Source organism: Halorussus halophilus, from assembly GCF_008831545.1.
GTDB lineage: Archaea > Halobacteriota > Halobacteria > Halobacteriales > Haladaptataceae > Halorussus > Halorussus halophilus.
Map to the genome: position 1 here is coordinate 2,482,442 of NZ_CP044523.1, position 25,011 is coordinate 2,507,452.

28 protein-coding genes are annotated in these 25,011 nt (G+C 63.7%); 14 read left to right on the plus strand and 14 right to left on the minus strand.

What is annotated here, in order from left to right:
- Positions 1-48: 48 nt before the first annotated feature.
- Positions 49-1,317 carry an NAD(P)/FAD-dependent oxidoreductase gene (locus F7R90_RS12380; protein WP_158057733.1) on the minus strand — a complete coding sequence of 423 codons (1,269 nt, stop codon included), beginning with the start codon at positions 1,315-1,317 and terminating at the stop codon, positions 49-51.
- An 87-nt stretch (positions 1,318-1,404) separates the two neighbouring features.
- Here F7R90_RS12380 and F7R90_RS12385 point away from each other — a divergent pair, with 87 nt between their 5' ends.
- Together F7R90_RS12385 and F7R90_RS12390 are read left to right on the plus strand one after the other, a co-directional pair.
- Complete coding sequence (locus F7R90_RS12385; RefSeq protein ID WP_158057734.1) at positions 1,405-1,662, plus strand: DUF5789 family protein; 258 nt, start codon at positions 1,405-1,407, stop codon at positions 1,660-1,662.
- A 43-nt stretch (positions 1,663-1,705) separates the two neighbouring features.
- Entirely contained in the window at positions 1,706-2,020 is a 315-nt protein-coding gene (locus F7R90_RS12390; protein ID WP_158057735.1) for a transcription factor S, read from the plus strand.
- A 424-nt stretch (positions 2,021-2,444) separates the two neighbouring features.
- Here the strand turns inward: F7R90_RS12390 and F7R90_RS12395 are convergent, their stop codons facing one another.
- The 4 genes from F7R90_RS12395 to F7R90_RS12410 form a co-directional block, all read right to left on the minus strand.
- Positions 2,445-3,242 carry a formyltransferase family protein gene (locus F7R90_RS12395; protein WP_158057736.1) on the minus strand — a complete coding sequence of 266 codons (798 nt, stop codon included), beginning with the start codon at positions 3,240-3,242 and terminating at the stop codon, positions 2,445-2,447.
- Positions 3,243-3,393: 151 nt separating this feature from the next.
- A complete protein-coding gene (locus F7R90_RS12400; RefSeq protein ID WP_158057737.1) occupies positions 3,394-4,137 on the minus strand; it encodes a tRNA (adenine-N1)-methyltransferase in 744 nt (247 codons plus the stop codon).
- A complete protein-coding gene (locus tag F7R90_RS12405) occupies positions 4,134-4,535 on the minus strand; it encodes a nascent polypeptide-associated complex protein (RefSeq protein WP_158057738.1) in 402 nt (133 codons plus the stop codon). The genes F7R90_RS12400 and F7R90_RS12405 overlap by 4 nt, the downstream gene beginning before the upstream one ends.
- Before the next feature lie 278 nt (positions 4,536-4,813).
- Positions 4,814-5,299: a PUA domain-containing protein gene (locus F7R90_RS12410; protein ID WP_158057739.1), complete on the minus strand. Its 486-nt coding sequence runs from the start codon at positions 5,297-5,299 to the stop codon at positions 4,814-4,816.
- A 166-nt stretch (positions 5,300-5,465) separates the two neighbouring features.
- On the opposite strand from F7R90_RS12410, the gene F7R90_RS22235 reads away from it, so the two are divergent.
- On the plus strand, positions 5,466-5,636 hold the full coding sequence (locus F7R90_RS22235; protein ID WP_192498304.1) for a hypothetical protein: 171 nt from the start codon (positions 5,466-5,468) through the stop codon (positions 5,634-5,636).
- A gap of 10 nt (positions 5,637-5,646) precedes the next feature.
- Here the strand turns inward: F7R90_RS22235 and F7R90_RS12415 are convergent, their stop codons facing one another.
- From F7R90_RS12415 to F7R90_RS12425, 3 genes are all read right to left on the minus strand, one after another.
- Entirely contained in the window at positions 5,647-6,144 is a 498-nt protein-coding gene (locus tag F7R90_RS12415; protein WP_158057740.1) for a LabA-like NYN domain-containing protein, read from the minus strand.
- A gap of 758 nt (positions 6,145-6,902) precedes the next feature.
- Positions 6,903-7,580, minus strand: coding sequence for a metallophosphoesterase family protein (locus tag F7R90_RS12420; RefSeq protein WP_158057741.1), 678 nt, complete (start codon positions 7,578-7,580; stop codon positions 6,903-6,905).
- 1 nt (position 7,581) lies between these two features.
- Positions 7,582-7,929, minus strand: coding sequence for a hypothetical protein (locus F7R90_RS12425; protein ID WP_158057742.1), 348 nt, complete (start codon positions 7,927-7,929; stop codon positions 7,582-7,584).
- A 288-nt stretch (positions 7,930-8,217) separates the two neighbouring features.
- On the opposite strand from F7R90_RS12425, the gene dapA reads away from it, so the two are divergent.
- From dapA to F7R90_RS12455, 6 genes are read left to right on the plus strand one after another with little or no spacing between them, the layout of a single operon-like run.
- Positions 8,218-9,135 carry a 4-hydroxy-tetrahydrodipicolinate synthase gene (dapA, locus tag F7R90_RS12430; RefSeq protein WP_158057743.1) on the plus strand — a complete coding sequence of 306 codons (918 nt, stop codon included), beginning with the start codon at positions 8,218-8,220 and terminating at the stop codon, positions 9,133-9,135.
- Entirely contained in the window at positions 9,132-9,914 is a 783-nt protein-coding gene (gene dapB / locus F7R90_RS12435) for a 4-hydroxy-tetrahydrodipicolinate reductase (protein ID WP_158057744.1), read from the plus strand. Before dapA ends, dapB begins: the two co-directional genes overlap by 4 nt.
- Complete coding sequence (locus tag F7R90_RS12440; protein ID WP_158057745.1) at positions 9,911-10,744, plus strand: 2,3,4,5-tetrahydropyridine-2,6-dicarboxylate N-succinyltransferase; 834 nt, start codon at positions 9,911-9,913, stop codon at positions 10,742-10,744. Before dapB ends, F7R90_RS12440 begins: the two co-directional genes overlap by 4 nt.
- Complete coding sequence (gene lysA / locus F7R90_RS12445; protein WP_158057746.1) at positions 10,741-11,979, plus strand: diaminopimelate decarboxylase; 1,239 nt, start codon at positions 10,741-10,743, stop codon at positions 11,977-11,979. The genes F7R90_RS12440 and lysA overlap by 4 nt, the downstream gene beginning before the upstream one ends.
- Positions 11,976-12,872 carry a diaminopimelate epimerase gene (gene dapF, locus F7R90_RS12450; RefSeq protein WP_158057747.1) on the plus strand — a complete coding sequence of 299 codons (897 nt, stop codon included), beginning with the start codon at positions 11,976-11,978 and terminating at the stop codon, positions 12,870-12,872. The genes lysA and dapF overlap by 4 nt, the downstream gene beginning before the upstream one ends.
- Complete coding sequence (locus F7R90_RS12455; protein WP_158057748.1) at positions 12,869-13,987, plus strand: M20 family metallopeptidase; 1,119 nt, start codon at positions 12,869-12,871, stop codon at positions 13,985-13,987. Before dapF ends, F7R90_RS12455 begins: the two co-directional genes overlap by 4 nt.
- Before the next feature lie 16 nt (positions 13,988-14,003).
- Here F7R90_RS12455 and F7R90_RS12460 read toward each other — a convergent pair whose 3' ends face one another.
- The 3 genes from F7R90_RS12460 to F7R90_RS12470 form a co-directional block, all read right to left on the minus strand.
- Positions 14,004-14,447 carry a hypothetical protein gene (locus tag F7R90_RS12460; RefSeq protein ID WP_158057749.1) on the minus strand — a complete coding sequence of 148 codons (444 nt, stop codon included), beginning with the start codon at positions 14,445-14,447 and terminating at the stop codon, positions 14,004-14,006.
- Positions 14,448-14,565: 118 nt separating this feature from the next.
- Positions 14,566-14,787: a zinc ribbon domain-containing protein gene (locus F7R90_RS12465; RefSeq protein ID WP_158057750.1), complete on the minus strand. Its 222-nt coding sequence runs from the start codon at positions 14,785-14,787 to the stop codon at positions 14,566-14,568.
- Between the two features lie 61 nt (positions 14,788-14,848).
- Positions 14,849-15,274, minus strand: coding sequence for a hypothetical protein (locus F7R90_RS12470; RefSeq protein ID WP_158057751.1), 426 nt, complete (start codon positions 15,272-15,274; stop codon positions 14,849-14,851).
- A 140-nt stretch (positions 15,275-15,414) separates the two neighbouring features.
- On the opposite strand from F7R90_RS12470, the gene F7R90_RS12475 reads away from it, so the two are divergent.
- Positions 15,415-16,560: a M48 family metallopeptidase gene (locus F7R90_RS12475; RefSeq protein ID WP_158057752.1), complete on the plus strand. Its 1,146-nt coding sequence runs from the start codon at positions 15,415-15,417 to the stop codon at positions 16,558-16,560.
- A 45-nt stretch (positions 16,561-16,605) separates the two neighbouring features.
- On the opposite strand, the gene purB is transcribed toward F7R90_RS12475, so the two are convergent.
- A complete protein-coding gene (purB, locus tag F7R90_RS12480) occupies positions 16,606-17,988 on the minus strand; it encodes an adenylosuccinate lyase (RefSeq protein ID WP_158057753.1) in 1,383 nt (460 codons plus the stop codon).
- A gap of 167 nt (positions 17,989-18,155) precedes the next feature.
- Between purB and purH the strand changes: the two genes are divergently transcribed.
- The 3 genes from purH to F7R90_RS12495 all read left to right on the plus strand — a co-directional run bounded on the left by purH (position 18,156) and on the right by F7R90_RS12495 (position 21,098).
- Entirely contained in the window at positions 18,156-19,742 is a 1,587-nt protein-coding gene (gene purH, locus F7R90_RS12485) for a bifunctional phosphoribosylaminoimidazolecarboxamide formyltransferase/IMP cyclohydrolase (RefSeq protein WP_158057754.1), read from the plus strand.
- Between the two features lie 84 nt (positions 19,743-19,826).
- Positions 19,827-20,483 (plus strand): DedA family protein, encoded by a 657-nt coding sequence (locus F7R90_RS12490; RefSeq protein WP_158057755.1) that lies wholly within the window; start codon positions 19,827-19,829, stop codon positions 20,481-20,483.
- Positions 20,484-20,585: 102 nt separating this feature from the next.
- Entirely contained in the window at positions 20,586-21,098 is a 513-nt protein-coding gene (locus F7R90_RS12495; protein WP_158057756.1) for an SHOCT domain-containing protein, read from the plus strand.
- Positions 21,099-21,102: 4 nt separating this feature from the next.
- Here F7R90_RS12495 and F7R90_RS12500 read toward each other — a convergent pair whose 3' ends face one another.
- Both F7R90_RS12500 and F7R90_RS12505 read right to left on the minus strand, forming a co-directional pair.
- The gene (locus tag F7R90_RS12500) at positions 21,103-21,528 is read right to left on the minus strand and encodes a fimbrial protein (RefSeq protein ID WP_158057757.1); all 426 of its coding nucleotides are present in this window, start codon (positions 21,526-21,528) and stop codon (positions 21,103-21,105) included.
- Complete coding sequence (locus F7R90_RS12505) at positions 21,525-22,391, minus strand: hypothetical protein (RefSeq protein ID WP_158057758.1); 867 nt, start codon at positions 22,389-22,391, stop codon at positions 21,525-21,527. Before F7R90_RS12505 ends, F7R90_RS12500 begins: the two co-directional genes overlap by 4 nt.
- 108 nt (positions 22,392-22,499) lie before the next feature.
- Here F7R90_RS12505 and folP point away from each other — a divergent pair, with 108 nt between their 5' ends.
- Positions 22,500-24,998: a dihydropteroate synthase gene (gene folP, locus F7R90_RS12510; protein ID WP_158058926.1), complete on the plus strand. Its 2,499-nt coding sequence runs from the start codon at positions 22,500-22,502 to the stop codon at positions 24,996-24,998.
- Positions 24,999-25,011: the final 13 nt, after the last annotated feature.

Consider the following 25,011-nt stretch of genomic DNA (forward strand, 5'->3'; position numbering starts at 1 on the left):
TCGCGTGACCGCCATTGCCGCGCACGCCGGTGGTGAATCCCCAATTTTCTACGGCAGTCCCAAGTCATCGACCACCGCTCGCGCCGCCTTTCGCCCGCTCTGCATCGCCGCGTTCACCGACGAGGCGTCCGTGTACTCGCCCGCGAGGTAGACCGGGCCGTCGGGGTCCCGAATCCACGGCAGTCGGTCGAAAATTCCGGGGGGCTGGGCGAACTGCGCGAACTCGATACGACTCGTGTGCAGGTGCCGGAGGTCCAGTTGCCGCTCGGGATACCACGACGCGAGGGTTCGGCGCGTCTGCTCGGTCAATGTCTCGTCTGGGTCGTCGGGCACCCCCAGATACGTCGCGCTCAGCAGGACCTCGTCCTCGGGTGCGTACTCCGGCGCGACCGCAGAGAGTTGGGCCACCTGATTCGGTCCCTCGTCCCCCTCCGCGTTCAGCAGCAATCGCTCGCCAGCGTCCAACTCCTCGCCTTCGAAGGCGAGATACTGCGTGACACAACCCTTCGCGTCGGTGGGAATCGTCTCCACGCCGGTCAACTCGCGGGCCTCCTTGGGGTCGGTGGCGACCACGACGGCGTCGGCAGTCGTCGTCTCGCGACCGAGTTCGACGGTTGGCTCCTCGGCGTGGGGGTCTAGCTCGGTCACCGTCTCGTCGGTGTGAATAGTCGCCCCAGCCTCGCGGGCGCGCTCGGCGAGTTGTTCGCTGATTTTGCCCATCCCCTGCGCCGGGACAGCAATTTCCCCGGTCGAGAGCATCTTGAACGTGAACTCGAAGACTTTCTTCGACGTGCCGAGACTTCGGTCGAGCGTGATGCCGCCGTAGAACGGCGCGGCGAACCGCTCGACGAAGTCCTCGGAGAAGCCACGCTCTTCCAGATACTCGCGAGTCGTCTGGTCCGGCCCAGAAAAGATGTCGCGGTCGGGTTTGTCGGACAGTTCTTGGCGCAGTTTCAGCACGCGGAGTTTGTCCAACGTCGTCACGTCGCGGGTGAACAGCGATTCGAGCGCGCCCCCGAAGTCACGGAACGGGTCGGAGAGGACCGCGCGGTGGTTCGGCGCGGCGACGACTGCACCGGGGTCGAACGACCGCAAGTCGAGCGCGTCGAAGTCGAGTTCCCGACGTGCGGCGGGATAGGCGGTGAACAGCACCTGAAACCCGCGGTCGAAGACGTAGCCATCGCGGCGCGTCGAGCGCACCCGACCACCGACTTCGGAGTGGCGTTCGTAGCAGTCCACTGTCGCGCCCGTCTCGGCAAGACGCCGAGCGGCGACCAGTCCGGCGACGCCACCGCCCGCGACGACGACTCTGCTCATGTCTCCCCTTTCGGCGTGTCCGCACAAAGTCTCTCTGTTCGGAGAGGTCCCACGAGACGTAAGTCGGGTGCCGTCGTAGCGACTCGCATGGGACGGGAGGTCAAACTCAGCCGCGTGGACGACGTGCTTTCGGAGCTTTCGTACCCGACGACCCGCGACGACGCCGCAGGGGAGTTCGAAGACGTGACGCTGCTGCTCGCCGACGGCGAGCGAAATCTGGGCGAGGTCGTGAGCAACGTTCCGGAGACGCGCTTCGAAGCGATGGACGAACTGGCGGACGAAATCAACAACGCCCTGCCGCGGGAGGCGGTGGGCGAGCCGTACCAGTCGGAGGGTGAGGGATAAAACAGGGCGCTTAACTGGTCGCGTCGGCTACGCCGTGCCAACGATGGAATTCTGTGACGAGTGCGGCTCGATGATGAAAGCCGAAGAAGAGTTGTGGGTCTGCGGTAGCTGTGGCCACAAGACGCCGAAGGACCCCGACGCCGAGTACGTCCTCACCGAAGACCAAGAGGCGAGCGAGGTCATCGAAACCGACGAGAACTCCGAGAGCGCGCTCCCGACCACCGAGGCACACTGCCCTGAGTGTGGCAACGACCGCGCGCGCTGGTACATGCAACAGATTCGGGCGGCCGACGAGAGCGAGACGCGATTCTTCATCTGCACCGAGTGCAGCCACAAGTGGCGCGAAGACGACAATTAACCGCGACCTTTTTTCTCGTCGGGTGCCGACGCGCCGCGAAGCGGCGCTCGGCACCACTCCTCGAAAAAACGTCGATGAAAAAAGCGATACGAGAACGCAGCGCGTCACGCGCTGCGTTCTCGTATCGTTGGCGTACTGGTGCGACTTCGGCACCGCACCGCGACCGCTTCAGCCACACGCCTCCCCAACCGACCGCGATTCTCGGGTCCGGAAGGCGCGACCACCTCGGGTCGCGTCTTCCGCGCTGTGATTCTCATCCCTCGCGCGAGGCTCGGCGAAACACCCTTCGGGGTTTCGCCGTGGGAGCAAAGCTCCCACGAGCCTGCGTTCACTTCGTTCACGCAGACGCCAGCGCGCGCCGATGGTCAACACAGAATTCGAGAAATTTTGTGTATGCCCCACTTCTACCCCGAGTAAACACGGCCTACCCGACGACGTTCCGAACTCTTCCAACGCCTTCTTTTACGACGTACTTCACCACGTCACCGCCTTCCGGGATGTAGTAGAGGTCGCCGAGTTCGTCGGGCGACTGCGGTTCGAGGCCGCTCGCGACGTTCTCGACGCCCGTGGCGAGCATCCCCTCGGAGGTGGCGAACAGTCGCCGTCGAATCTCGCCCCACGTGTGCGCGTCGGCGATGTCTACCGGTTCGTAGGCGACGATTTCTCCGCCGTCGAGCGTCTCCGAGATTCGCTGGAGCGTGACGCCCGCCGTCGATTCGCCGTGGAGGAACTCCCAGAATCCGCAGGGTTGGCCACGATACTCTCGCAGGTCTCCGTGGTGAAAACTCAGAACGCCGTGTTCTGGCGCGGTGAGCGCGTCACCTTTGACGAAACCGAATCCGAACCGGACCCCGACATCAGTCTCCGCGAGTGCCTCAACCCCTTCTTCGGGAACGAGACTGCCGAATCCCTCGGCCGGTTCCGCCTCGCACTCGACTAGCTCCGGTTGGCCCAGCCCCTCGATGGACGACAACTGACGAGCGCGGAGGTACTCCGGTGGCCCCCGCAGCATGTGCGCGGCCCCGACCGGTGCCCACAGGGGTTTCTCGCGCAGTCGCTGGAAGTAGTGGCCGACGCCCTGCTCGTTCGACTCGTTGTTGAGAACGACGTGCGTCACCTCGGCGTCAGTCCGGGCGAGTAACTGTTCGACGGCACGTGCCTGCCACGCCGGTACGTCGTCGCCACGGACGAGCAGTCCGACCTGTAGCTGTGTAGATGTCATAGACGTCCTCAATCGCTACCTCCTCGTTGGATAGAATCGGGCTTTGTTATGCGGAGGCTTCTGGTCGAATTCCACTACCTACTCGGTAGTAGCCCCATGCAAAAGAGACTGGAGAATCGTTGCAAAGCGTTGCGCCGAGTCTTCGCCGACGTTACGGCCGCCGGGCGAACGTGAGATAGCCGGTGTGACCGACGCCCGCCGTCGAGGGCCGAGAGCCACGGTCGTCGAAGTCCATCTCGCGCTGAATCGTCTCCAACGTCTCGACGTTTGCGAGACCGACCTCGCGCGCGGTGTCCACTGCTTCGCGGGTCTGTTCCACGAACGGTGAGTACACCGCGAGATAGCCGCCGCGAGAGAGCAGGTCCGGCGCACGAGCGACGACTTCGGCGGCGTCGCCGGTGTCGAGAGTCAGCACGTCGAAGCCGTCGTCGTCCTCGAATCCCGCGACGAGGTCGTCCAACTCCTCGGTCAAGTCGCCGACCCGCACGTCCACGCGGTCGGTTACGTCTGCCAGTTCCATGTTCCGCCGCGCGACCTCTGCGAAGTCGGGGTCGCGTTCGTACGTCGTCACGTCGGCGTCCATTCGACCGAGATACGCCGACAGCACTCCCGTCCCAGTTCCGGCGTCGAGGACGCGGTCGCCGCGTCCGATACCGGTGTGGCCGACGATGAGGCCCACGTCGCGGGGCATCATCGGCGCGCCGGTTCGCTCGAAGTGGTTGAACAGGTCGGGACCGCGAAGCCGTCGCACCTCGAACGGTTCACCCAGATGCGTCTCCAACGTCTGGCCGGGTTCGACGTCTTCGGGGACGTCCAGCACGCCGAGGTCGGTCTGCAACTCTTCGCCCGGTTTCCGCAGGTACTCTCGGTCGCCGTGAACCAACAGGACCGTCACTCTAGACGCTCGACTGCCGCCGCGAGGTCGCCGTCGGCTTCTTCGAGGGCCTCACGCGCGTCGTCTTCGGTCGCACCGGTTCGCTGCGCGACGATTTCGACGTCCGAGTCGGGGATCTCCGAGTCACCGGAGCTACCAGCGTCGTCCGATTCGTCGGCGTCCTCGACTGCGCCTGCAGTCCCCTCGCGGGACTCGGGGTCGCCGACGACCTGGTACGTCTGCTGGCCGCGCGCGTCCATCACCGTGATGTCGGGGTTCTGGAAGACCAGTTCCTCGCCGTCGCTCTTCCGAATGATGACCTCCTCGGCATCGAGTTCGTCTACGTCGATGCCCATCTGCTTCATCATCTGCTGCATCTTACGCGGATTGAGTCCTCCGCCGCCGCCTCCTCCAAACATACTCGAACCGTCGGAGGCTGGCAAAATAAGGCTGACGAACAACCTTTTGCTGCGGGGTGGGTCGCCGTTGGCGACCACCCGCTGGCAAAACGTTGATGAAAATCACGTCGTCACCGCCTACGGAGCGCGCAGAGCGCGCTCCTTCGACGGTTCCTCGGACGCGCTCGCTTAGTGAGGCGCGCTTCGCGCGCCTCGCATCGCTCGCGGTGGAGTCGCTAGTTCGACCGCACAAAATCGGTCGGGCAAAACTGGCGGGAAGTCAATCGGCCGAAACTGCTCTATTCCGCATCACCAGCACCGTTCCGGACCATCACAGCCATCCCGGTGTCGAAGTCGGCCATCGCGTCGGCGGAGAGTTCTGCGCGGCCGACAGCGAGGAGCGCACCGTCTTCGTGGACGACAACGACCTCGTCGCCGGGCCGGATTTCTGGGCCGACTTCCGCGACGAACTTGGCGAAGACGTTCTTGCCGTCGCGAACGAACGGTTCGCTCTCGTCGCCGACGACGACTCGGCCAGCGGGCGCGTCGAGAGCGTCCAGTACTCGGTGACCGCCTGCCAAGCCGAGTGTGAATCGCCCGTCGGTGCCATAAGTGACGAGTCGGCCGCCCTCGGCGTGGACCTGCTGTGGCCGCCCAGTCGAGGACCGTTCGACCTCCAGTGGTTCCTCCTCGGGGAACAGGGCGTCGCCGACGCCCGCCCCGAACTGGTAGTCGGCGGTCGTTCGGAGCGCGGGTAGGTCCTCGTGGGCGTCTTGGGTACTCATTTCCCGGCGATTGGGTCCGGGCCTCGAAAAGACTTCGTCCTCGTCGCCGGGAGTGTTGGTTGGTACCACGAACCACGACAAACCAAGACAATATCATTATTAATCATAACTCTCGCTGGCGGTTTGAGTGCGATTTATAATCTTCGAGCAATTAGGCTTAGCTACTATGAAAACACAACTTGGCGCAGTACTCCTACTGGCGGCGTCGGTCCTCATCTTCGCAGTCGCTGGCGAGTGGGGTCTCATGACCAACCTCGCAGCAGGCGCGGCGACGCTCGCCATGGCGGCAGGCGCGCTCCTCATCGGCACGGACGGCGAAGACGGCCGCCCGGTCTAACTCGCTCGGTCTAAAGCAGGAACGTCTCGGGTCGCTCGGACATGTCCACGAACGCGTCCGCGGCCTCCAGCAGTTCTTCGGACGTCGATTCTTTGAAGCTCGTCACCTCGGTACGGACGCCTGCGTGTCGAAGATGCGAGCAGAGCCGCGAGAAGTCCCCATCGCCGGTGCAAAGGATGACCGTATCGACGTGTTCGGCAAGCGTCACGGCGTCGAGGCTCATCCCCACGTCCCAGTCGGCCTTCTTCGTGCCGTCGCCGAACGTCTTCAGTTCCTTGATTTTCGTCTCGAAGCCAATGTCTGCCAACGCCTCGAAGAACCGCTCCTCGTCGGGACTGTCGGCTTGGATGACGTACGCGATGGCGCGCGTCAACTCGCGGTCCTGCACGGACTTCTCCAAGAGAGCAGAGTAGTCGATGTTACGGCTGTAGACGCTTTGTGCCGTATGGTAGAGGTTTTGCGCGTCGGCGAGAACCGCGACACGCTGGTTCGGGTGAATTTCTGTCATACGCGAGAGTGGAACCTACGGACCTAAATAACAACCACCTTTTTTCTCGTCGGGTCGCTGTGCGCGGCTTCGCCGCGCTTTGCGACCACTCTCTGCTCACGGCCGTAGGCCGTCTGCTCGCGGCTTCGCCGCTCGCACGGTCCGCGGAACGTCGTTCCGCGCTATTCGCATGGTTCGAGGGACGGAGTCCCTCGGCACTCGAAAAAATCTGGACTAAAAATCGACACTCGAAATTAGCGCGCACAACGCGCGGATTTCTCGCGTCTGCTGTGCGCTGGTGCGACTACCGCACAGCACCGCCTCAACCACACGCCACTACACTCGACTGCATTGCTCAGGTTCGGACGACGCGACCAAAGGTGGTTGCGTCGCCTGTGTTGCGTTACTCATCCCTCGCACGAGCATTGGCGCGGCATGAAGTCGCTCCAGCACGCGCCGGGTAGTCTGACCAGTGTCACGTGTTTCCACAATCCGGGTGGCCCGTGGGGTCGCGGCCATGTGCCGCGACCGGTTCGCGCGAGGTCTTGGCGAACGGACGTGAGCCAAGGCTCGAAAGACGAGCGAAGCGAAGTCTTTCGACGGACGAGCGAAGCGAGTCGGTTGGGTGGGACGTGGTGCGGTATCATTTGCACCGGAATTAGAAGCGGTCACAGTTGCGTGAGTCACTGAAGTCGCGGTGGCAGTTGCTGAACGAACTGAAATCGCGGTCGCTTTCGATGGAGAAACACCGACTCACGCCACTAAATGAAATCTCGAAATCAAGCAGACGGCGTCTCGTGGCTCGTCAGTTCCAGCGTCTCCGGGTCGAGATGGTAGTACCGCTCCCACGCGGGCGCGATGCCGACGACTCGCGTGTCACCGAACGTCGATTCGGCGTGTTCGTGGTGGTGGCCGACCAGACAGAGGTCCGGTTCGACCGCTTCCAGCAGTTCGTCGATGTACTGACAGCCAACGTCGTAGTCCTCCGAGACCGGCAGTCCGTGGGGAGCCTCGTGGGTCAGCATCACGTCGATGTCTTCCAGTTGCTTCGCTTTCTCTACGTCTTCCTTGACGAAGTGGCGACGCCGCTCGCCGTGGAGGTTCGTCCGCGGCCTGTCGAACTGCGTCGGTGCGTAGTTGCCAGAGAGGCCGCCGACGCGCAGACCACAGACTTCCGCGGCGGTGCTGGCGAGCAGATGGACGTTCTGGACGCTCGAACTTTCGAGGCGGCCGTGACGGAGCGCGTCGATGACGTCGAAATCTTCGTTGTTGCCCGCGATGAAGTAGGTCGGAATCGGGAGGTCGTAGTAGATGAGGTCACCGAGTTGCAGCGCGACGTCCTCGCCAGAATCCCGGTAGGCGGCGAAGAGCGCGCGCCTGTTGTCGGGGTCGCTGGCGTGGGCGTCTCCGAGGACGAGCATTGGATTTTCCTTCGCTCGGGAGAGTGATAAAACCACCTTAGGTAAGTCCGGCGACTGCCACGAGCGCACCGAATCCGAACACTACCAGTCCGACTCCGTAGAACAGCAGTTTGATGTCGCCATCCATCGCCTTCGCTTGCAGGTCGTCCTCGACAGGGTCTACCACGGCCGTATTGTAGCCCGCCGCGTCGGCGTTCGCCATCGCCGTGCCCATTCGCACTTCTCCGGTCCCACCGGCGACGAACAACAGCAGCACGAGGCCGACGCAGACGAGTCCGAGTAGTAGCATCGGTGAGCCGAGTAGGGCAACGACTGCGGCAGTCAGACCACCGTAAACGACGGTGTAGCGCGTGCCACAGCGACCGATGAGTTGCCAATTGACCATGCGAAGTGTGGTATCTGTTACCTAATAATAATTCGCCGACACCAGACGGCAGGTTTCGCACTCGGCACAAGAGCTAAGTTGGCGCAGCAGAATCTCTGTCACATGACGTTCGGCGCTACCGCGACTGGCCAGCAGGCTCGGCCAGCTGGTGGCGTCCCGACCGCTTTCGGTTTTAAACCCACAAAACGCGCGTACTGATAGGTTCACGGCGGAACTGGCGATTCCGTCGCGGGCCCTCTTCGACTTCTGCACCGCGCGACGATTTCACCACACATCCGAAAGCGACAGATGACACACACTACATCCACAGACGAACCGTTCCGCGGGGTCTACCCCGCGATGACTACACCGTTCGACGCGAACGGAGCGATAGACTACGACCAACTCCGAGCGGACGCCCAGCGACTCGAATCGGCGGGCGTAGACGGCCTCGTCGCCGTCGGTTCGACCGGCGAGAGCGCGACGCTGACCCACGACGAACACGTCGAAGTCGTTCGCGCAGTGGTCGAGACCGTTGACGTACCGGTTATCGCTGGCGCGGGAAGCAACTCGACCCGCGAGATGCTGGAACTCTCCCATCGCTCGGCAGACGCCGGGGCCGACGGCCTCCTGCTCATCTCACCGTACTACAACAAGCCCGAACCGGCGGGAATGGAACAGCACTATCGAACCGTCGCCGACGAAATAGACTTGCCCCAGATTCTCTACAACGTTCCGTCTCGCACCGGTCGCAACATCGAAGTCGAGACGGCCGCCTCGCTCGCCGAACACGAGAACATCGTCGGCTACAAGGCCGCGAGCGGGGACCTCAGCCGAATCGGTGAAGTCATCGAGCGCACCCGTGACGAAGCGTTCTCCGTCCTCTCGGGCGACGACGCGCTGACGCTTCCGATGCAGTCGCTCGGTGCGACTGGCGTCATCAGCGTCACGGCGAACGTCGAACCCGAGCGGTTCGGCGCACTGGTCGGGGCCGCCAACTCTGGCGACTTCGCCTCCGCCCGCGAGGTTCACGAGGAACTCGCGCCGCTGTTCCGCGCACTGTTCGTGGAGACGAACCCGATTCCGGTGAAGGAAGCCATGCAGATTCGGGGCTACGGTCCGGCGCACCTGCGCTCGCCGCTGACGCGCCTCTCCGAGGAGTACCGGGCAGAACTTGCGGGTATCCTCGCCGAGTTATCCGAGGAACCGAGTGGGGTACACGTATGAGTGTGAGTGTCGCAGTCACGGGCGCAACTGGACGGATGGGGCGAGCCGTCATCGACGCCGCGAGCGCCCGAGCGGACGTGGAAGTCGCCGCCGCGGTCAACCGCGACCCGGAGGGCGGGGACGATGCTGTCGCGGGCGTCCCCGTCGCCCCCACCCAGGAGTTCGACGCGCTACTCCGCGAGCGCGACCCGGACGCGCTGGTCGATTTCACCGGGCCTGAAAGCTCCCAGAACTACGTCGCCGTCGCCGCCGAGGCGGGCGTCGCAAGCGTCGTCGGCACGACCGGATTCGACGACCGGGGCGAAGCGGCACTCCGCGAATTGGCAGAGTACGCGCCCGTGCTGAAGGCCTCAAACTTCGCGCGCGGCGTGCAGGCACTGCTGGGCGCAGTCGAGTCGGCCGTCGCCGACCTGCCGGGCTACGACGTAGAGGTCACCGAGACCCACCACAACGGCAAGCGAGACGCCCCGAGCGGGACTGCAAACACGATTCTGGACGAGATAGAGAGCGCGAGGGAGGAAACGACCGAGCGCGTTCACGGCCGCGAAGGCGACCAACCCCGCGAACCCGGAGAAATCGGCGTCCACGCACGCCGAGCGGGCAACGTCACTGGCGAACACGAAGTCCTGCTCGCTGGCAAGCACGAAGAGGTCCGACTCACCCACCGAGCAGAGAATCGCGGCGTCTTCGCGGAAGGCGCGCTCGACGCGGCAGTCTGGCTCGCTGGCCGACAGCCCGGGTGGTACGACTTCGCGGACGTTCTCGGAGGTGAACAATGAGCCTCGAATCCGAGATTTCGGACCTCTGGCAACGGTACGACGCTGGAGACATCTCCGCAGAATCAGCAAGTACGGACGCGCTCGACAGTCTCGACGCGTTCCTCGACGCGCTCGAATCGGGCGAGGTTCGGGCCGCGGAACCTCGCGACGGCGACTGGGAAGCCAACGAGTGGGTCAAGCAGGGCATCCTGCTCAACTTCGGCCTGCGCGAAATCGAGGCGAGAGAGTACGGTGACGTTGCCTACCACGACGTGCTTCCTCTGCGCGAGACGGGCGACTTGCCAGAAAGAGGCTCCCGAAACACGCCGGACGGCACCGTCCTCCGGCGCGGTGCGTACCTCGGTGCCGATTGCATCATGATGAGTCCAAGTTTCGTGAATATTGGAGCCTACGTCGGCGACAGCACGCTCGTGGACTCCTGCGACACGGTCGGCTCCTGCGCCCAAATCGGCGCGGACGTGAAGTTGGGCGCGAACACCCTGATTGGCGGTGTCCTCGAACCGGTCGAGGATGCGCCGGTCGTCGTAGAAGACGGCGTCTCGCTCGGCGCTGGCTGTCGGGTAACCTCGGGCTTCGTCGTCGGCGAAAATTCGATTGTCGCGGAAAACACCCTTCTCACGCCCCGAATTCCAGTGTACGACCTCGTCGAAGAGGAGATTCTGTACGGAGAACTGCCGCCGGAACGCCGCGCGTTCACTCGATTCGTGGAATCCTCGGTCGGCGACCACGACCTCTTCGACGGCGGAGCGTACAAGCCCGCGGTCGTCGCCATGGACGTTGAAGCAACGACGCTCGAAGGCACCGAACGCGAGGAGGCGTTACGAGAATGACCGTCGAGGCCGCCCCGAATCCCCCGGTTCGACGACTCGCCGACTGGTCCGCCGAGCGACTCGGCGACCTCGCAGACGAGTACGACACGCCGCTGTACGTCCTCGACCTCGACAGAGTGCGCCAGAACTACCGCCGGATGGCCGTCGAGTTTCCCGACGCGGACGTCTACTACGCGGCGAAGGCCAACACCTGTCGGCCGGTTCTGGAGACGCTCGCAGACGAAGGCGCGGGCATCGAGTGTGCCTCCGCGGGTGAACTCCAGCGGGCAATCGACGCCGGAGTACCGGGCGAGCGGGTACAGTACACCGCCGTCAACCCGCCCGCACGGGACTTGGACCGAGCCGTCGAGATTGCTGATGAGCATTCTATCACGATTACTGCGGGTGCGGAGGATACGGTCGAAAGACTGGCCGAGCGCGACTACTCCGGCCGACTCTGCGTCCGCGTGAACCCCGGTGTCGGCGCGGGCCACCACGAGAAGGTGGCGACCGGCGCGGACGCGAAGTTCGGCGTGCCGATAGAGCGCGTCCCCGAACTGGTCGCAGATGCGCGCGAGAACTTCGACGTCGTCGGTCTCCACGCCCACGCCGGGAGCGGCATCTCCGGCGAGGACCTCTCGGCCCACCGCGAACTCGTGGCCCGGATGGGCGACCTCGCACGTGAAGTCGGCGACCTCGAATTCCTCGACATCGGCGGAGGCTTCGGCGTGCCGTACCGACCCGGCGAGGACCCGCTGGACCTCGTGTCGGTCGCCGAAGCTACCAGAGAGGCAGTCGGCGACCTGTCGTCGGCGACGCTCACGGTCGAACCCGGCCGGTACCTCGTCGCCGACGCTGGCGTCTTGCTCACGGCAGTGAACACGGTAAAGGACGCCCGAGACGCGACAGTCGTCGGCGTCGGTGCGGGAATGACGACCTTGGCGCGTCCAGCGATTTACGGCGCCCACCACGAGATTCGGAACCTCAGTCGGTCGGGTGGACAGCAGACGGTCACGGTCGCCGGACCGGTCTGTGAGAGTGCGGACACCTTCGGCGACCACGAACTCGCCGCGCCGGAGCGTGGCGACCTGCTGGCCATCGGCAATGCCGGAGCGTACGGCTACGAGATGGCCAGCCAGTACAACTCGCGTCCGCGCCCGGCCTCGGTCGTACTGGCACGCGGCGAGGCCAGACTAGCGCGCCGACGCGAGACGAATGCGGACGTAACGAGACTCGAACAGGAGGACCAACGATGAGTATTTCCTACGAAAAGTACCACGGAACCAGCAACGACTTCGTAATTGTAGACGCAGACGAGTACGTCCCGGACCGGGGCGCGTTCGCCCGGGAGGTGTGTGACAGACGCGATGGGGTAGGGGTCTCCGGGAGTGGAGCGACCGGAGGCTCGACGGACGAGTCCGTCGGTGCAGACGGCGTCCTCTTCCTCGCGCTCGAACCGCGCTTCTCGCCGCCGCGTGCGGTGATGACGCTCGTCCAGCCAGACGGCTCGACTGCCAAGATGTGCGGCAACGGCGCGCGCTGTGCGGCCAAGTGGGCCGCCGAGCGAACCGGCGCAGACACCGTCATGCTCGACACGCAGGCGGGCACCCGCCGGGCCGAAATCGACGGCGAGCGCGTGACCATCGAGATGGGCCACGTTTCGTTCGACGCTCGGGGCGTGCCGCTCGGTGCCGAAAGGGAGTACCCCATCGTCGCGGAGGAAGTCGAAGGTCTCGAAGTGACGGCCGTGAATACGGGCGTCCCGCACGCCGTCGCGTTCGTAGACGACGTAGCCGACGTAGACCTCGAATCGGTCGCGCCCGCAGTTCGAAACGCCGACGTGTTCCCGGACGGTGCGAACGTCACCCTCGCATCTCGACGCGAGGACGGAAGCTTCGACCAGCGAACCTACGAGCGCGGCGTCGAAGGCGAGACCCAATCGTGTGGCACCGGTGCAGTCGCCATCGTCGCCGCGGCCCGGCGACTCGGTCGAATCGAGCGACCGACGGCCGCCGTCTTCCCGCCAGGCGGTCGCCTCGACGTGACTGTCACCGACGAGAACGAAGCGGTCCTCGCAGGCCCCGCCGAGCGCGAGTTCGAGGGGGAAGTGAGTTCGACGCCGAAGCCACGGCGCGTCACGCGAGCATGAGCTTTGGCACCGAGACGACCTTCGACCCGATTTCGTTCCTCGAAGACGCCGTGCAGATACAGTCCCACGAGGACGTGACAGCGATGCGCGGGTTGCTCGTTCAGACGCTCGAAGCCGAGGGCGTCCCCGTCGAGGTAGACGGCGCCGGAAATACGATAGCAGTCCGTGATTCAGGGAATGCAGGCCCCCACGTCGTGCTAAACACGCACATCGACACCGTGCCGCCGCACGTCGAATTTTCGCGCGACGGCGACGTAATCCGTGGGCGAGGGTCCTGCGACGCGAAGGGACCGCTCGCCGCGCTGCTCGCTGCTTTCCTCACAGTAGAGCCAGAGCGGGGAAAAGTAACGCTCGCCGTCACGCCCGACGAGGAGACTGACTCGACGGGTGCGGCGGCGCTCGACTTCGACCCCGAACCGGACGCCGTCGTCGTCGGCGAACCAACGAATCTCGACGTGTGCAACGCCGCGAAGGGGCGATTTCAGGCCACAGTGCGCGTTCGCGGCGCGAACGCACACGCCGCCGAACCGCACGAGGGAATTAACGCGTTGCGGGCCGCTGGCGACTGTTTGGCGGCGCTCGACTCGTTTTCCGAACGCGAGGACGCGCCCGCGCCGAGCGAGTCGCTCGGCGCAGCGACGCTCACCCCGACGACGATAGAAGGCGGGACGGCGACGAATCAAGTCCCGGCAGACTGCTCGTTCGTCGTAGACCGCAGGAGCGTACCCCCCGAAACTGCCGAGGGCTTTCGCGAGTCCTTAGAGGCACATCTTCGAGCACATCTCGCCGACGCGTCGTCCGTCGGCGGCGACGCCAGCGTCGAAGTCGCGCTCGCAGAGCGCGACACGCCGTTCTTGGCGGCGTTCGAGACGCCAACGGATTCGGCAGTCGTTCGTGCCCTCGCCGACGCGAGCGGCGGCGAGGTTCGACCGTTCGAAGCGGCGACGGAAGCCTCCTACTTCGCTCAGTCTGCGCCGACAGTCGTGTTCGGACCGGGCGTGCTGGCCGACGACGAGGGCGCAGTCGCCCACGCACCCCGCGAGTACGTGCGCGTCTCGGAAGTCGAAGCGGCCGCCGATGCGGTCGAAGGGACGCTACAAACTCTTCTTCGTTGAGAATTCTGTGGGACTGTTATCGCGCCAATCTCGCGGGCAGTAGTCGTCGATTCGGGAAGTGGTGTCGCCGAATCGACTCGAACGTCGCACCGAGACCAGCGAGTGCCATCGCAATCGACGCCATGCCGAACGACGTGCGCCAGTTGAAGAAGACGCGCCGCGTGATGAGGTACGTCTCGCCGTCCCGCTCGACGGCTATCTTCCCTTTCGCCTTGCGGGACCCTGGCAGTTCACCGGGGTCGCGGTAGACGAGTCGCTCGCCCTCGATGACGCGGGCGACTCGCCGCTGGTCCCGGTCGGAGAGATACTCGAACGCGACGAGTTCCTTCGTGTCGTCCGGAACCGTCTCGACCGTTCCGAGCGACTTCACCTCGTACTCGAACGCGCCGACTCCCGAGATGACTGCCCCCGTCAGGAGAAAGACACCCGCAAAGAACAGAAGCATGTGCCACGATTTCATAGCGGAGACGTGTATCGCTTGTCACATATCAGTTCCGTTGCCACCTTTTTTTCTCGTTGAGTGGTATCGTGCTCGAAGACAAATCACATCTTCCGAGCAGTTCAGACCACTGCCAAAATCAGCCGAAGAACACGTCTACCACGTCACTCCCGCGGTTTCCGACGTCGCGGTACAGTTCCGAGTAGCCGCAGTTGTCGCAGGAGACGACCGTGAACTTCTTCGTCTGGATGTCGAACATCTTGCTGAGACCACTGCCGGTCGTCGAGATTTCGTCGGTGCTGGCGCTCTGGTGGCCGCACTTCTCGCAACCGAAGCTGTCGTCGGGGTGGTCAGAACTCATACATGAGTCGTGTCGTTCAGATAGTAAGTACTTTGTCGCTGTCGGAGCGATGGTTGACGGGTCAGCAGTGTTCCCACTGCACCGCTTTCCCGACGAAACACAGTCCGAGGAGGGCGAACCCACCAGACGCCGCGGCGAACTTCGTCTCGTAGTTGAAGAAGAGGTTCTCTTCGACCAGATAGCGATTTCCGTCTCGCCTGACGACGAAGTCGCCTTGATGGACGCCGGTCGGCTTGTTCCCCGGCGCTCTGAAGACGAGTCTGTCGCCTGCGATTGCGCTATCGACGATTCGCTGGTCGCGCGGGTCCAGTTTGTCGTACTGAAAGGACCGAACCTCGGAGGTCCCGAACCCGTTCAACTCGTGGGGAGTGTAGTCGATGGGTCCCGACGCGACGACTTCGTATTCTAACGCTCCGATGCCAGTGGCGAACGTCGCGAAGAACAGCATGACGCCGACGTAGAAGGTGAGGAAGCTACTCCAGTTCACACGCCGAGCGTGGTCCCGTTCTGGTATTTGAATGTACGTGACGTTCTGAACTGCGTACGGCTCCGTTCAGGTGGCAGAGCGAGTCGAATCCCTGAAATAGCAGATAGTTTATGTAGTGGTGGCAGACAACATGTCGTTCGATGAATGTGGTAGCAACGGTTCGTCCAATCGTCCTGTTCTACGGACTCGTGTTGTTCGGCGGCTACGCTTGCGCTCGGCTGGCTGCCAGAAGTGCAGTACGTCATGAACCAGTAGCGGCGGCCACGAAACTCCGGCAACGAAATTTCTTTCTCGGTGCTCTCTTCGCGGTCGTGATGGTACTCGTCGGCGTCCCGACAGGGGTCTTGGCCATCTTAGCGCAGTTGACCGAGCAGATTCCAGTACTGGGTTCGACGGCAGTGCAGGACGTATTGTTCTACGCGAGCGTCGTGTTTGGCCCCGCCCTATTGGGGTATCTCACCGTCTCGCTGGCGATGCTCCCCGCGTGGCGTGAACTGAAAGACATCGAAGTTTCTGCGTGGTCGGGAGTACGAAATACGACGCGCGGATACGTCGCAACCGTGGCCCCGAAATTCGGTCTCTTCGTGTTGGGGATGACGCTGTCACCGGGTATCGCCGTCGTCGTTGGTACTGCTGTCGCATATACCATCTACGCGGTGAGTTCCCCGTGGGTGTTCGAACGCCTGAACGATAGTCGTCCGCTCGATGCCGACGAACGCGAACGACTCGGGGAGACTGCCGACCGCGACGTTCCAATCCGCGTCGTGAACGCGAGTGACGTGAAAGAGAGTCAAGGGTTTGCCGTCGGCGTCGTTCCGGGCTTCAGACGCGTCTATCTCACCGATTTTCTCCTCGACGAACTCACCGCCACAGAAGTTAGAGCAGTCACCGAACACGAGTTCGCTCACTTTCATCGTGGACATCTCCTCGTCCGGATGGTCGTCTCTGGACTCCTCGTGGTCGGAATCGCCGCAACGATTGCGGAAGCATCCGCTTGGAGTCTCTTCCTAGCGGTCGTGGTCGGTATCCCCTATTGGTTGGCTCTCGCCGCGGCCTCGCGGTGGACAGAGTACGACGCAGACCGGCAAGCCGCAACGGCCGAGAGTGCGACTGCGATGGCCGGGGCACTCGACGCGCTGGGCGAACACAACCTGCTCCGACGAGAACACAACGTCCTCGATGCACTGCTGGAGACTCACCCGTCCATCGAACGGCGGACGGCGAGACTAGGGGCAGATGAGAACAACTCGACTTCCCAGACAGAGACGACCGACTCGCCTGTCTAACCACGGTTTCTACGGCTTCCAGACGGGAGAATCACGGTCGAAGATTCAGTCGAAGTCTTCAGCCATCTCCCCAGCAACCCCCGTATACCCCGCTGGCGTCAGCGCCAGCAACTCCTCGCGGGTCTCGTCGTCTACGTCGAGTTGCTCGAACAACGCCCGGAAATCCTCCAACGTCACCCGCCGTCCGCGGGTCAACTCCTTCACTTGCTCGTAGGCATCGTCGTGGCCTTCACGTCGGAGAATCGTCTGGACGGCTTCTCCGATAATCTCCGGCGTGGCTTCCAACTCGTCGCGCATGACTTGCTCGTTCGGGACGACCTTCGAGAGACCCGCCTGTAGCTTGACGTAGCCCAGCAGGCAGTAGGCGAACGCTGCACCAATGTTACGCTTGACAGTCGAGTCCGAGAGGTCCCGCTGGAGTCGCGAGGAGGTGACGTAGTCGCCCAAGAACACGAGGTCCGAGTTCGCCTTCGAGAGGTTGCCTTCGCTGTTCTCGAAGTCGATAGGGTTGACTTTGTGGGGCATCGTGGAGGAACCGGTCTCGCCCTCGGTGGCCTCCTGTCCGAGGTACTTGTCGCTAACGTAGCGCCACGCGTCCCTGTCGAGGTCGAGGAGGACGTTGTTCGCCCCGCGAAGCGCGTCGAACAGTTCTGCGAGGTCGTCACAGGGGTTGACCTGCGTCGTCGCCGGTGCCTGCTCCAAGCCGAGTTGGCCTTCCACGAACTCGCGGGCGAAGGCGGGCCACTCGACTTCCGGGTAGGCGACGTGGTGGGCGGCGTAGGTTCCGGAAGCACCAGCCAATTTACCCTGCAAGCCGTCACGAGCGTCTTTCACTCGCCCAATAGCCCGACCGAGTCGGGCGGCGAAGACAGCCATCTCCTTGCCGAACGTGGTGGGGGTCGCGGGTTGGCCGTGGGTACGCGCCAACATCGGCACGTCGGCGTACTCGCTGGCGAGGTCGGTAAGGGAGTCTCGAACTTCTCGGAGTTCTGGCAGGAGAACGTCCTCTGTCGCGCCCTTCACGAGCAGGCGATACGAGAGGTTGTTCACGTCCTCACTGGTCAGTGCGAAGTGAATCCACGCGGAGGCCGCTTCGAGGCCTTCTGGAAGAGCATCGCGGATGAAGTACTCGACTGCCTTCACGTCGTGGTTGGTCGCGGAGTACTCTTTGTAGCCTTCCGTCTCGATTTGCTTGACGACTTGTGCGTCCTCCTCGTCGAACTCCTCGTAGAGAGTTCGCAGGAACTGCTCGTCGTCTGCGTCCAGTTGGAGGGGTGTCGCGTCCAACTCTGCGAGTGCAATCAGGTACTCGACTTCGACCTGCACGCGAGCGCGCATGAGTGCGGCCTCGCTCGCGTAGTCGCGGAGCGGTTCGGTGCGACCGGCGTACCGGCCGTCCAGCGGCGAGACGGCGTACAGCGAATTCATGCCCGACACTGCCGGGGCGCGAGGCAAAAGCGTGTCGGTCGAAGGTGGCACAGTCGTGCATACTCAGGCTCCCAAGACAAGAATAGAGCTCAATTTTAAGCATGTTTTTGCACACTTCTTCGTCTGCAACCGCAACGCCTTTCCTTCGCGCCGACGCGCTTTCGATCATGACCCGAATCGCTGGACTGGCGAGCAATCGCGGTCGGAACCTGCTGAACGTCGCCGACCGCGCTCCGGGCGGCGCAGAACTCGGAGTCGTGCTGAGCAACGACGCAGACGCGCCCGTTCTGGACGACGCCGAGGAGCGCGGAATCCCGACGGAAGTTGTCGAGCGCAAGGACGGCGAAGACCGAGCGAGTCACGAGCGTCGTATTTTGGACGCGCTCGAAGAGTACGACTTCGACCTCGTCTGCCTCGACGGCTACATGCGCGTGCTGACCGACGAATTCTTAGACGGCGCACCGCTGACGCTGAACGTCCATCCCTCCTTACTCCCCGCATTCCCCGGCATGGACGCCCACGAGCAGGTCGTCGATGCGGGCGTGAAGACCACCGGTTGCACTGTCCACGTCGTCACCGAAGAGGTCGATGCCGGACCAATCGTAACCCAAGAGCCGATTCCAGTGTACGAGGGCGACGACGAGAGCGACCTGAAAGAGCGCGTCCTCTACGAGGGCGAGTTCAAGGCGTATCCGCGCGCCGTGAAGTGGTTCGCGGAGGGCAAGTTGGAGGTAGACGGAGAGACAGTCCGAGTCGAAGGTGACGAGGACGGCCAGTTCCCCGCACGACAGGTGCAGACCAGTGACCGCGCCTCGGACCTGCGATACGGTGAGAACCCGCATCAGGACGCCGCGCTGTACGCCGACGCGACCTGCGAGGAGGCCAGCGTCGTCGGCGCGCCACAACTCAACGAGGGCGCGAAGGGGATGGGCTACAACAACTACAACGACGCCGACGCCGCGCTGAATCTGGTCAAGGAGTTCGACCGCCCGGCCGCAGCGGTCATCAAGCACACCAACCCCGCTGGCTGTGCGACCGCAGAGTCTCTCTCACAGGCCTACGCAGACGCGCTCTCGACGGACGCCAAGAGCGCCTTCGGCGGCATCGTCGCCCTGAATCGGGAGTGCGACGAGGCAACCGCCGAGCAGATAATCGACTCGTTCAAAGAGGTCGTCGTCGCGCCGGGCTACACTGACGACGCGCTGGCGACGCTCCGGGAGAAGAAGAACCTGCGCGTGCTGGACGTGGGAAGCGAGGAGGACTTCGGCGAGGTTTCGGAGCAGACCACCGAGAAGGACCTCGTCGGTGGCCACCTCGTCCAAGAGCGCGACCTGCAAGCACCGACCCGCGAGGACCTCGAAGTCGCCACCGAGAAGGAGCCAACCGACGCCCAAATCGAATCGCTCCTCTTCGCGTGGCAGACCATCAAACACGTCAAGTCGAACGCGATTCTGTTCGCCGACGGAACCGAGACGGTCGGCGTCGGCGCGGGACAGGTCAGTCGCGTGGACGCCGTCGAAATCGCGAAGATGAAAGCCGAGAAGGACGCCGACGGCAAGTCCGCAGAGGGCGCAGTCATGGCGAGCGACGCTTTCTTCCCGTTCCCGGACGGCATCGAGGCCGCGGCAGAAGCCGGTATCGAGGCCGTAATTCAGCCCGGCGGGTCGGTCAACGACGACGACGTAATCGAGGCCGCCGAGGAACACGACATGGCGATGGTGTTCACTGGTCAGCGTTGCTTTAGACACGACTGAGCGTGGGGCAGTAACGCTACTGCGAATTTTCCACCCTGCCGCAGGCCCGAAGTATATGAGCATCAACCACGAACTGCCGAGTAGATGTTCGAGTGGTTGACGCAGGCGGCGCTCGACTTCGTCCACCAGTACGGCTACGCCGCGCTGTTCGTCTTCATCATCCTCGAAACCGCGTGGATAATCCACTTCGTGCCGAGCGAGATTATCATTCCTGCCACTGCGGTCTTTCTCGTGGACGACCCCGCGTCGTTCGCCTTCTTCGTCGGCGTCATGACAGTCGGCGCGATACTCGGCAGTCTGGTCGCCTACTACCTGTTTGGGGTCAGCGGCGAAGAGTTCCTGCGCGAGTACGGCCACATCGTCAAACTGCCCGAATCCGAAATCGAGCGCAGTCAGGCGTGGTTCCAACGGTGGGGCGAGGGCCTGATGTTCTGGGGTCGCGTCGTTCCCGTGGTTCGGACGCCGATTTCGATTCCCGCCGGGTTCGCGCGGATGCACCTCGGAAAGTTCACCCTCTACTCCGCGGGCGGTTGGCTCGTCTACAACGCCGCGCTCGTCTGGTTGGTGTACGGCAACGCTGACGAGAAAGCACCCATCGACATGGTCGTCGCATGGCTAGCCGACGCGACAGCGGCCTACGGAACTGGCGTAGTTGCGGGGGTCGGAGTGGTCGCGCTGGCCGCGTTCGGGGTCGGCTGGTGGAAGCTGACCCGCGGAGAGGTCTCGAATCCGGTGTCGTAGGCGACGATTCGGTACTATTCAATTTGACCAATCAAAAACTGCGTATCCGAACACAACCCCGTGGAGACGGATTGAAGTATTCGCCCCAACTACTCCCAGGCAATGGGACTGCTAGGCGACTCGAAGGTCAAGGCGATGCTCGTGGGACTGCTCCTCACGATATTCGCACTCGTCGGCGTCAGTCTGCTCGGTATGCTGGCTGCGCTCTCCGCGCTCGGGTCGGCGACGGGCGGGACGCCGCTCGCCTTCGTCCTGCTCAGTGCCGCCGCACCGTACATCGTCATCGACGTGTTGCTCGGACTCGTCGTGGCGGGACTCCTAGTCGGCCTCTCCGTCGCCATCGCACAGCAGGCGTCGATGCCCCGCAACGACCGACTGGCGCGGATGGCCCGCAAGGTCGAGAACTACTACCCTGAAGCTAAATCCGTCGGCCTCTCCGAGCGCGTCGAACCGACCACTGAGGACCGCATCGACCAACTGAAACAGCGCTACGTCGAGGGCGAAATCGGCGAAGCGGAGTACGAACGGCGGTTGCAGGAGTTGATGGACGACGAGGGCGTGAGCGACGAGCGCGTCCGCCGCGAGCAACGGCAGTTCGACAAGCAGTTCGAGTGAGATTCTAACAGCAGGGGTTCGCGTCCCCCTCTGGCGGGTCTGCCGACCCCGCAAAGACCATGTCTTCGATTCGTACGTAGAGCAGGTAGTACTCACCCTCGTAGCGGAGAGACGACGATTCTGGAGTCACGCGGTCCGCGAACGAGCTAAGTGCCTCGGTCGATTCGGTGTCGTCACGCATGCACGCTCGGGCGACACCTTCCTCGACGGCCGTCCGAACCAGTGACTGCTCCTGTGCTGGCAGCTGCGAGAACTCGATACTCGTCGCTTCCTCGGGAACTGAGTTCGCAGTTTCAGTGGCGAGTACCCCGTCGTGCGGCATGTTCGCTCCGACGAACGGGATACCGCCACAGCCACCGGTACAGCCAGCGAGCGACACTGCACCAGTCGTCGCCCCCGAAGTCAGGAGTTGACGGCGAGTGAGTTTCATGTGGATTGGGTCACATCGACGGTCTGTTCCAGCGACGACGACCCCCAGTTCAGTTGCACAGTGAAGTCGTCCGCCCGCTCGGGATAGTACGGACTGAGCGTTCGCGTCGCCGTGACAGTCTCGTCTTTCGGCACATCGACGGTGACCTCAGGCGTGTCCGAAATGACCGTCGCACCGAGTTCCGCGAGGAAGGTCCCGTCTGCGTGACCGACGTTTTCCACTGTAAATTCCACGTCGAAGACTGCCCCTCGTTCCACCTCGTCAGGGACCTCGAAGTTCCGGACCTCGAACGCTGGCGGGTTGGCGAGCGCGTCGAGGTGCGTCGAGTCGAACGACCACCTTCGTTCGTCTCCCCCTCCGACTTCCCCGGTCCAGACGAGCGAGACGCCGTCGGCGTCGAGCGGGGCGGGGACGGCGAACGCAATCTGGATACCCGCCGGTTCGCTGTGTAGCGGTTCTAGCGGAGACCACACCTCCGTATCGACGGCTTCACCGTCGGCCACGACTGCAAACGCCTTCTCGACGGCGAACCCTAAGAGATGGTCTCGTTCTCCGATAGACGCGTCGGCCACGACGAACTGAACGTCTGGCTCGTAGTAGGGGTCTTTGTGGGTACCGCGATGGACAATCGTTCGCCGAACGTCGAGCGAATGGACCGTGACGGACTCACTGGTAGGTGTGATGTTGCTCGTAGACTCCTCGTCGTCCTCGTTCGGGGACGTATCGTCGTCACTCGTCGGTGTATCGTCACTGGTGGTTGGGTCGTTCGCTGTCGTCGGAGTGCCAACGGCCTCGGAGCCAAGACATCCCGAGAGCGAGAGGGCACTGCCAGCGAGGGAGGCGAGCAGGTGGCGGCGGTGCATACCCTAGCTGGAAGCCCGCCGAGTAAATGTTTTCAGGAGACTGAAATAGCCGTTTCACCGATGACCGACTCCGACACGCTAAAGCAATTCCCGTTAGTCTTCGCCAATATGGACTATCACGAGGCGGCGAACTTCGTCTTCGACCTCCGTCGATTCCGGCCGAAACCGGGGACGGAATCGACTGCGGACCTGCTCGCCCACCTCGGGGACCCCCACGAGGGCGTCGAATACGTGCAGGTCGCGGGGTCGAACGGGAAGGGTTCGACCGCCCGGATGACAGAACGCGTCCTGCGGGAAGCGGGACTCTCTGTCGGCATCTACACCTCGCCGCACTTCGACGACGTACGGGAGCGAGTGCAGGTGGACGGCCGGAAGATATCGAAGCAGGCGCTCTCGGAGTACGTCGAAGCGGTTCGACCGTACGTCAACGACCGCGCCGCGGACGGCGAGGCACCGACGTTCTTCGAGGTAATGACCGGACTCGCGCTGTGGTACTTCGGCCGCGAAGACGTGGACGTGGCAGTACTCGAAGTCGGCATCGGCGGGCGACTCGACGCGACCAGCGTCGTGGACCCGGTCGCCAGCGCAGTCACGAGCGTCACGCTCGAACACACGGGCATCATCGGCGAGACCATCGAGGAAATCGCCCACGATAAGGCTCACGTCGCGCCCGAGGACAACCCCATCGTCACCGCGACGACCGGCGAGGCGTTCGACACGATTCGGGCCTACGCCCGCGACACGGTTCGCGTCGGCGAGGACAGCGACGCCGACGTTCGAGTGAGCTACGACGGCCGGACGAACCACACCGAGGCCGCCGTCTCGCTAGCGGCCGACGACTGGCGCGTCGAGACATCCATTCCCCTCCTCGGAGAGTATCAGGCCCGCAACGCTGGTGTAGCCGCCGCGCTGGCCCGACAGGTTGCCGAGGAGAGGGAAGACGCCGAAGTCGATGAATCGACGCTCGCTCGCGGCCTCCGCAAAGCCGACTGGCCGGGGCGCTTCGAAGTCATGGGCACCGGGCCGCTCGTCGCACTCGACGGCGCGCACAACCCCGGTGCCTGCGAAGCCCTCGCCGAAACGGTCGCGGAGTTCGAGGGCGACTACGACGACCTGCATCTCGTCTTCGGCGCGATGCACGACAAGGACCTCCGCGGGATGGCCGACGCACTCCCGACACCCGACCGCGTGGTGGCATGCCAACCGAATCTGGACCGGGCAGAAGACGAAGCGGTCGTCGGACAGGTGTTCGAGGAGTCGGGCGCTGGCGAAGTCGTGACGCGAAACGCAGTCGAGGGCGCGCTGGAGAACGCTCTCGAATCTGCCTCCGAGGGCGACTTCGTGCTGGTCGCCGGGTCGTTGTTCGCGGTCGCAGAGGCACGCTCGCGGTGGACCCGCGCCGAGATACCGAAGCGAATCAGCAACTTGTCGGAGGCCAGAGAAGCCCTCGAAGGCTCGCACGTCACCGACCCCGGCGTCTGGCGGATGCGCGGCAAGGCCGTCCACCGCGTGCTGAAGAGTCGCGTCCAGACGCGGCAAGCCCGCTATCTCAAAGAGGAGATGCTGAGTTTGGGCGGCGAGTGTGCCCTCTCGGGCCTGAACGAACAGGACGAGGAGAACATCGACGTCGTGCTGATGGGCACGCTAGCGCAGTTCAAACGCCTCGCGGAGAAACTGGACGGCCAACCGTACGGCCTGTCAGTGTTCGCCGACGAGGTTCGCGAATCGCTGGACATCCAACAGGACCCCGACCTGCGGGGATATCCGTGGGAAGACGGCACGGCCGTCATGGGCGTCCTGAACGTCACGCCAGACAGTTTCCACGACGGCGGCGAGTTCGAAGCCGAGGAGGCCGCAGTCACACACGCCGAGGAGATGGTCGAAGCTGGCGTCGATATCATCGACGTAGGCGGCGAGAGTACGCGGCCCGGCGCAGACGAGATTTCCATCGAGGAGGAGATTTCGCGGGTGGTGCCAGTAATCGAGGCGATTTCGGACCTCGACGCGTCGGACGAATCCGACGCGCCCAACGCGCCCGACATCCTCGTCTCCATCGACACCCGGAAGGCCGAAGTCGCCGAGGCCGCACTGGAGGCTGGAGCAGATATCCTGAACGACGTGTCCGGACTCGAAGACCCCGAGATGCGCTTCGTCGCGGCCGATTACGACGTGCCAATCGTCGTGATGCACAGCATCGACGCGCCCGTGGTACCGGACCGAGACGTGCACTACGACGACGTAGTGGAGGACGTGATAGACGAACTGGAAGAGCGCGTCTTGCTGGCCGAGAAGGCCGGACTCGACCGCGAGCAGATTATCGTGGACCCCGGACTCGGCTTCGGGAAGCAGGCCAGCGAGAGCTTCGAACTGCTCGGGCGCACCGACGAGTTCCACGCGCTCGGTTGTCCGGTCCTCATCGGCCACTCCCACAAGTCGATGTTCGGCCTAATTGGCGAAGACGACGACAGAACGGCCGCGACGGTAGCGGGGACGACGCTCGCCGCCGAGCGCGGTGCCGACATCGTCCGCGTCCACGACGTGCCGGAGAACGTCGCGGCGGTGCGAGCGGTGGAAGCCGCAGACGACGCGGAGCAGTTCGAAGAGTGACGACGAGTTAGAT

Excerpts from the sequence above, each read along its gene's own strand:
- F7R90_RS12380 (WP_158057733.1), bottom strand. The coding sequence starts at position 1,317 with ATGAGCAGAGTCGTCGTCGCGGGCGGTGGCGTCGCCGGACTGGTCGCC.
- F7R90_RS12385 (WP_158057734.1), top strand. The coding sequence starts at position 1,405 with ATGGGACGGGAGGTCAAACTCAGCCGCGTGGACGACGTGCTTTCGGAG.
- F7R90_RS12390 (WP_158057735.1), top strand. The coding sequence starts at position 1,706 with ATGGAATTCTGTGACGAGTGCGGCTCGATGATGAAAGCCGAAGAAGAG.
- F7R90_RS12395 (WP_158057736.1), bottom strand. The coding sequence starts at position 3,242 with ATGACATCTACACAGCTACAGGTCGGACTGCTCGTCCGTGGCGACGAC.
- F7R90_RS12405 (WP_158057738.1), bottom strand. The coding sequence starts at position 4,535 with ATGTTTGGAGGAGGCGGCGGCGGAGGACTCAATCCGCGTAAGATGCAG.
- F7R90_RS12410 (WP_158057739.1), bottom strand. The coding sequence starts at position 5,299 with ATGAGTACCCAAGACGCCCACGAGGACCTACCCGCGCTCCGAACGACC.
- F7R90_RS22235 (WP_192498304.1), top strand. The coding sequence starts at position 5,466 with ATGAAAACACAACTTGGCGCAGTACTCCTACTGGCGGCGTCGGTCCTC.
- F7R90_RS12415 (WP_158057740.1), bottom strand. The coding sequence starts at position 6,144 with ATGACAGAAATTCACCCGAACCAGCGTGTCGCGGTTCTCGCCGACGCG.
- F7R90_RS12425 (WP_158057742.1), bottom strand. The coding sequence starts at position 7,929 with ATGGTCAATTGGCAACTCATCGGTCGCTGTGGCACGCGCTACACCGTC.
- dapA (WP_158057743.1), top strand. The coding sequence starts at position 8,218 with ATGACACACACTACATCCACAGACGAACCGTTCCGCGGGGTCTACCCC.
- dapB (WP_158057744.1), top strand. The coding sequence starts at position 9,132 with ATGAGTGTGAGTGTCGCAGTCACGGGCGCAACTGGACGGATGGGGCGA.
- F7R90_RS12440 (WP_158057745.1), top strand. The coding sequence starts at position 9,911 with ATGAGCCTCGAATCCGAGATTTCGGACCTCTGGCAACGGTACGACGCT.
- lysA (WP_158057746.1), top strand. The coding sequence starts at position 10,741 with ATGACCGTCGAGGCCGCCCCGAATCCCCCGGTTCGACGACTCGCCGAC.
- dapF (WP_158057747.1), top strand. The coding sequence starts at position 11,976 with ATGAGTATTTCCTACGAAAAGTACCACGGAACCAGCAACGACTTCGTA.
- F7R90_RS12455 (WP_158057748.1), top strand. The coding sequence starts at position 12,869 with ATGAGCTTTGGCACCGAGACGACCTTCGACCCGATTTCGTTCCTCGAA.
- F7R90_RS12460 (WP_158057749.1), bottom strand. The coding sequence starts at position 14,447 with ATGAAATCGTGGCACATGCTTCTGTTCTTTGCGGGTGTCTTTCTCCTG.
- F7R90_RS12465 (WP_158057750.1), bottom strand. The coding sequence starts at position 14,787 with ATGAGTTCTGACCACCCCGACGACAGCTTCGGTTGCGAGAAGTGCGGC.
- F7R90_RS12475 (WP_158057752.1), top strand. The coding sequence starts at position 15,415 with ATGAATGTGGTAGCAACGGTTCGTCCAATCGTCCTGTTCTACGGACTC.
- purB (WP_158057753.1), bottom strand. The coding sequence starts at position 17,988 with ATGAATTCGCTGTACGCCGTCTCGCCGCTGGACGGCCGGTACGCCGGT.
- purH (WP_158057754.1), top strand. The coding sequence starts at position 18,156 with ATGACCCGAATCGCTGGACTGGCGAGCAATCGCGGTCGGAACCTGCTG.
- F7R90_RS12490 (WP_158057755.1), top strand. The coding sequence starts at position 19,827 with ATGTTCGAGTGGTTGACGCAGGCGGCGCTCGACTTCGTCCACCAGTAC.
- F7R90_RS12495 (WP_158057756.1), top strand. The coding sequence starts at position 20,586 with ATGGGACTGCTAGGCGACTCGAAGGTCAAGGCGATGCTCGTGGGACTG.
- F7R90_RS12500 (WP_158057757.1), bottom strand. The coding sequence starts at position 21,528 with ATGAAACTCACTCGCCGTCAACTCCTGACTTCGGGGGCGACGACTGGT.
- F7R90_RS12505 (WP_158057758.1), bottom strand. The coding sequence starts at position 22,391 with ATGCACCGCCGCCACCTGCTCGCCTCCCTCGCTGGCAGTGCCCTCTCG.
- folP (WP_158058926.1), top strand. The coding sequence starts at position 22,500 with ATGGACTATCACGAGGCGGCGAACTTCGTCTTCGACCTCCGTCGATTC.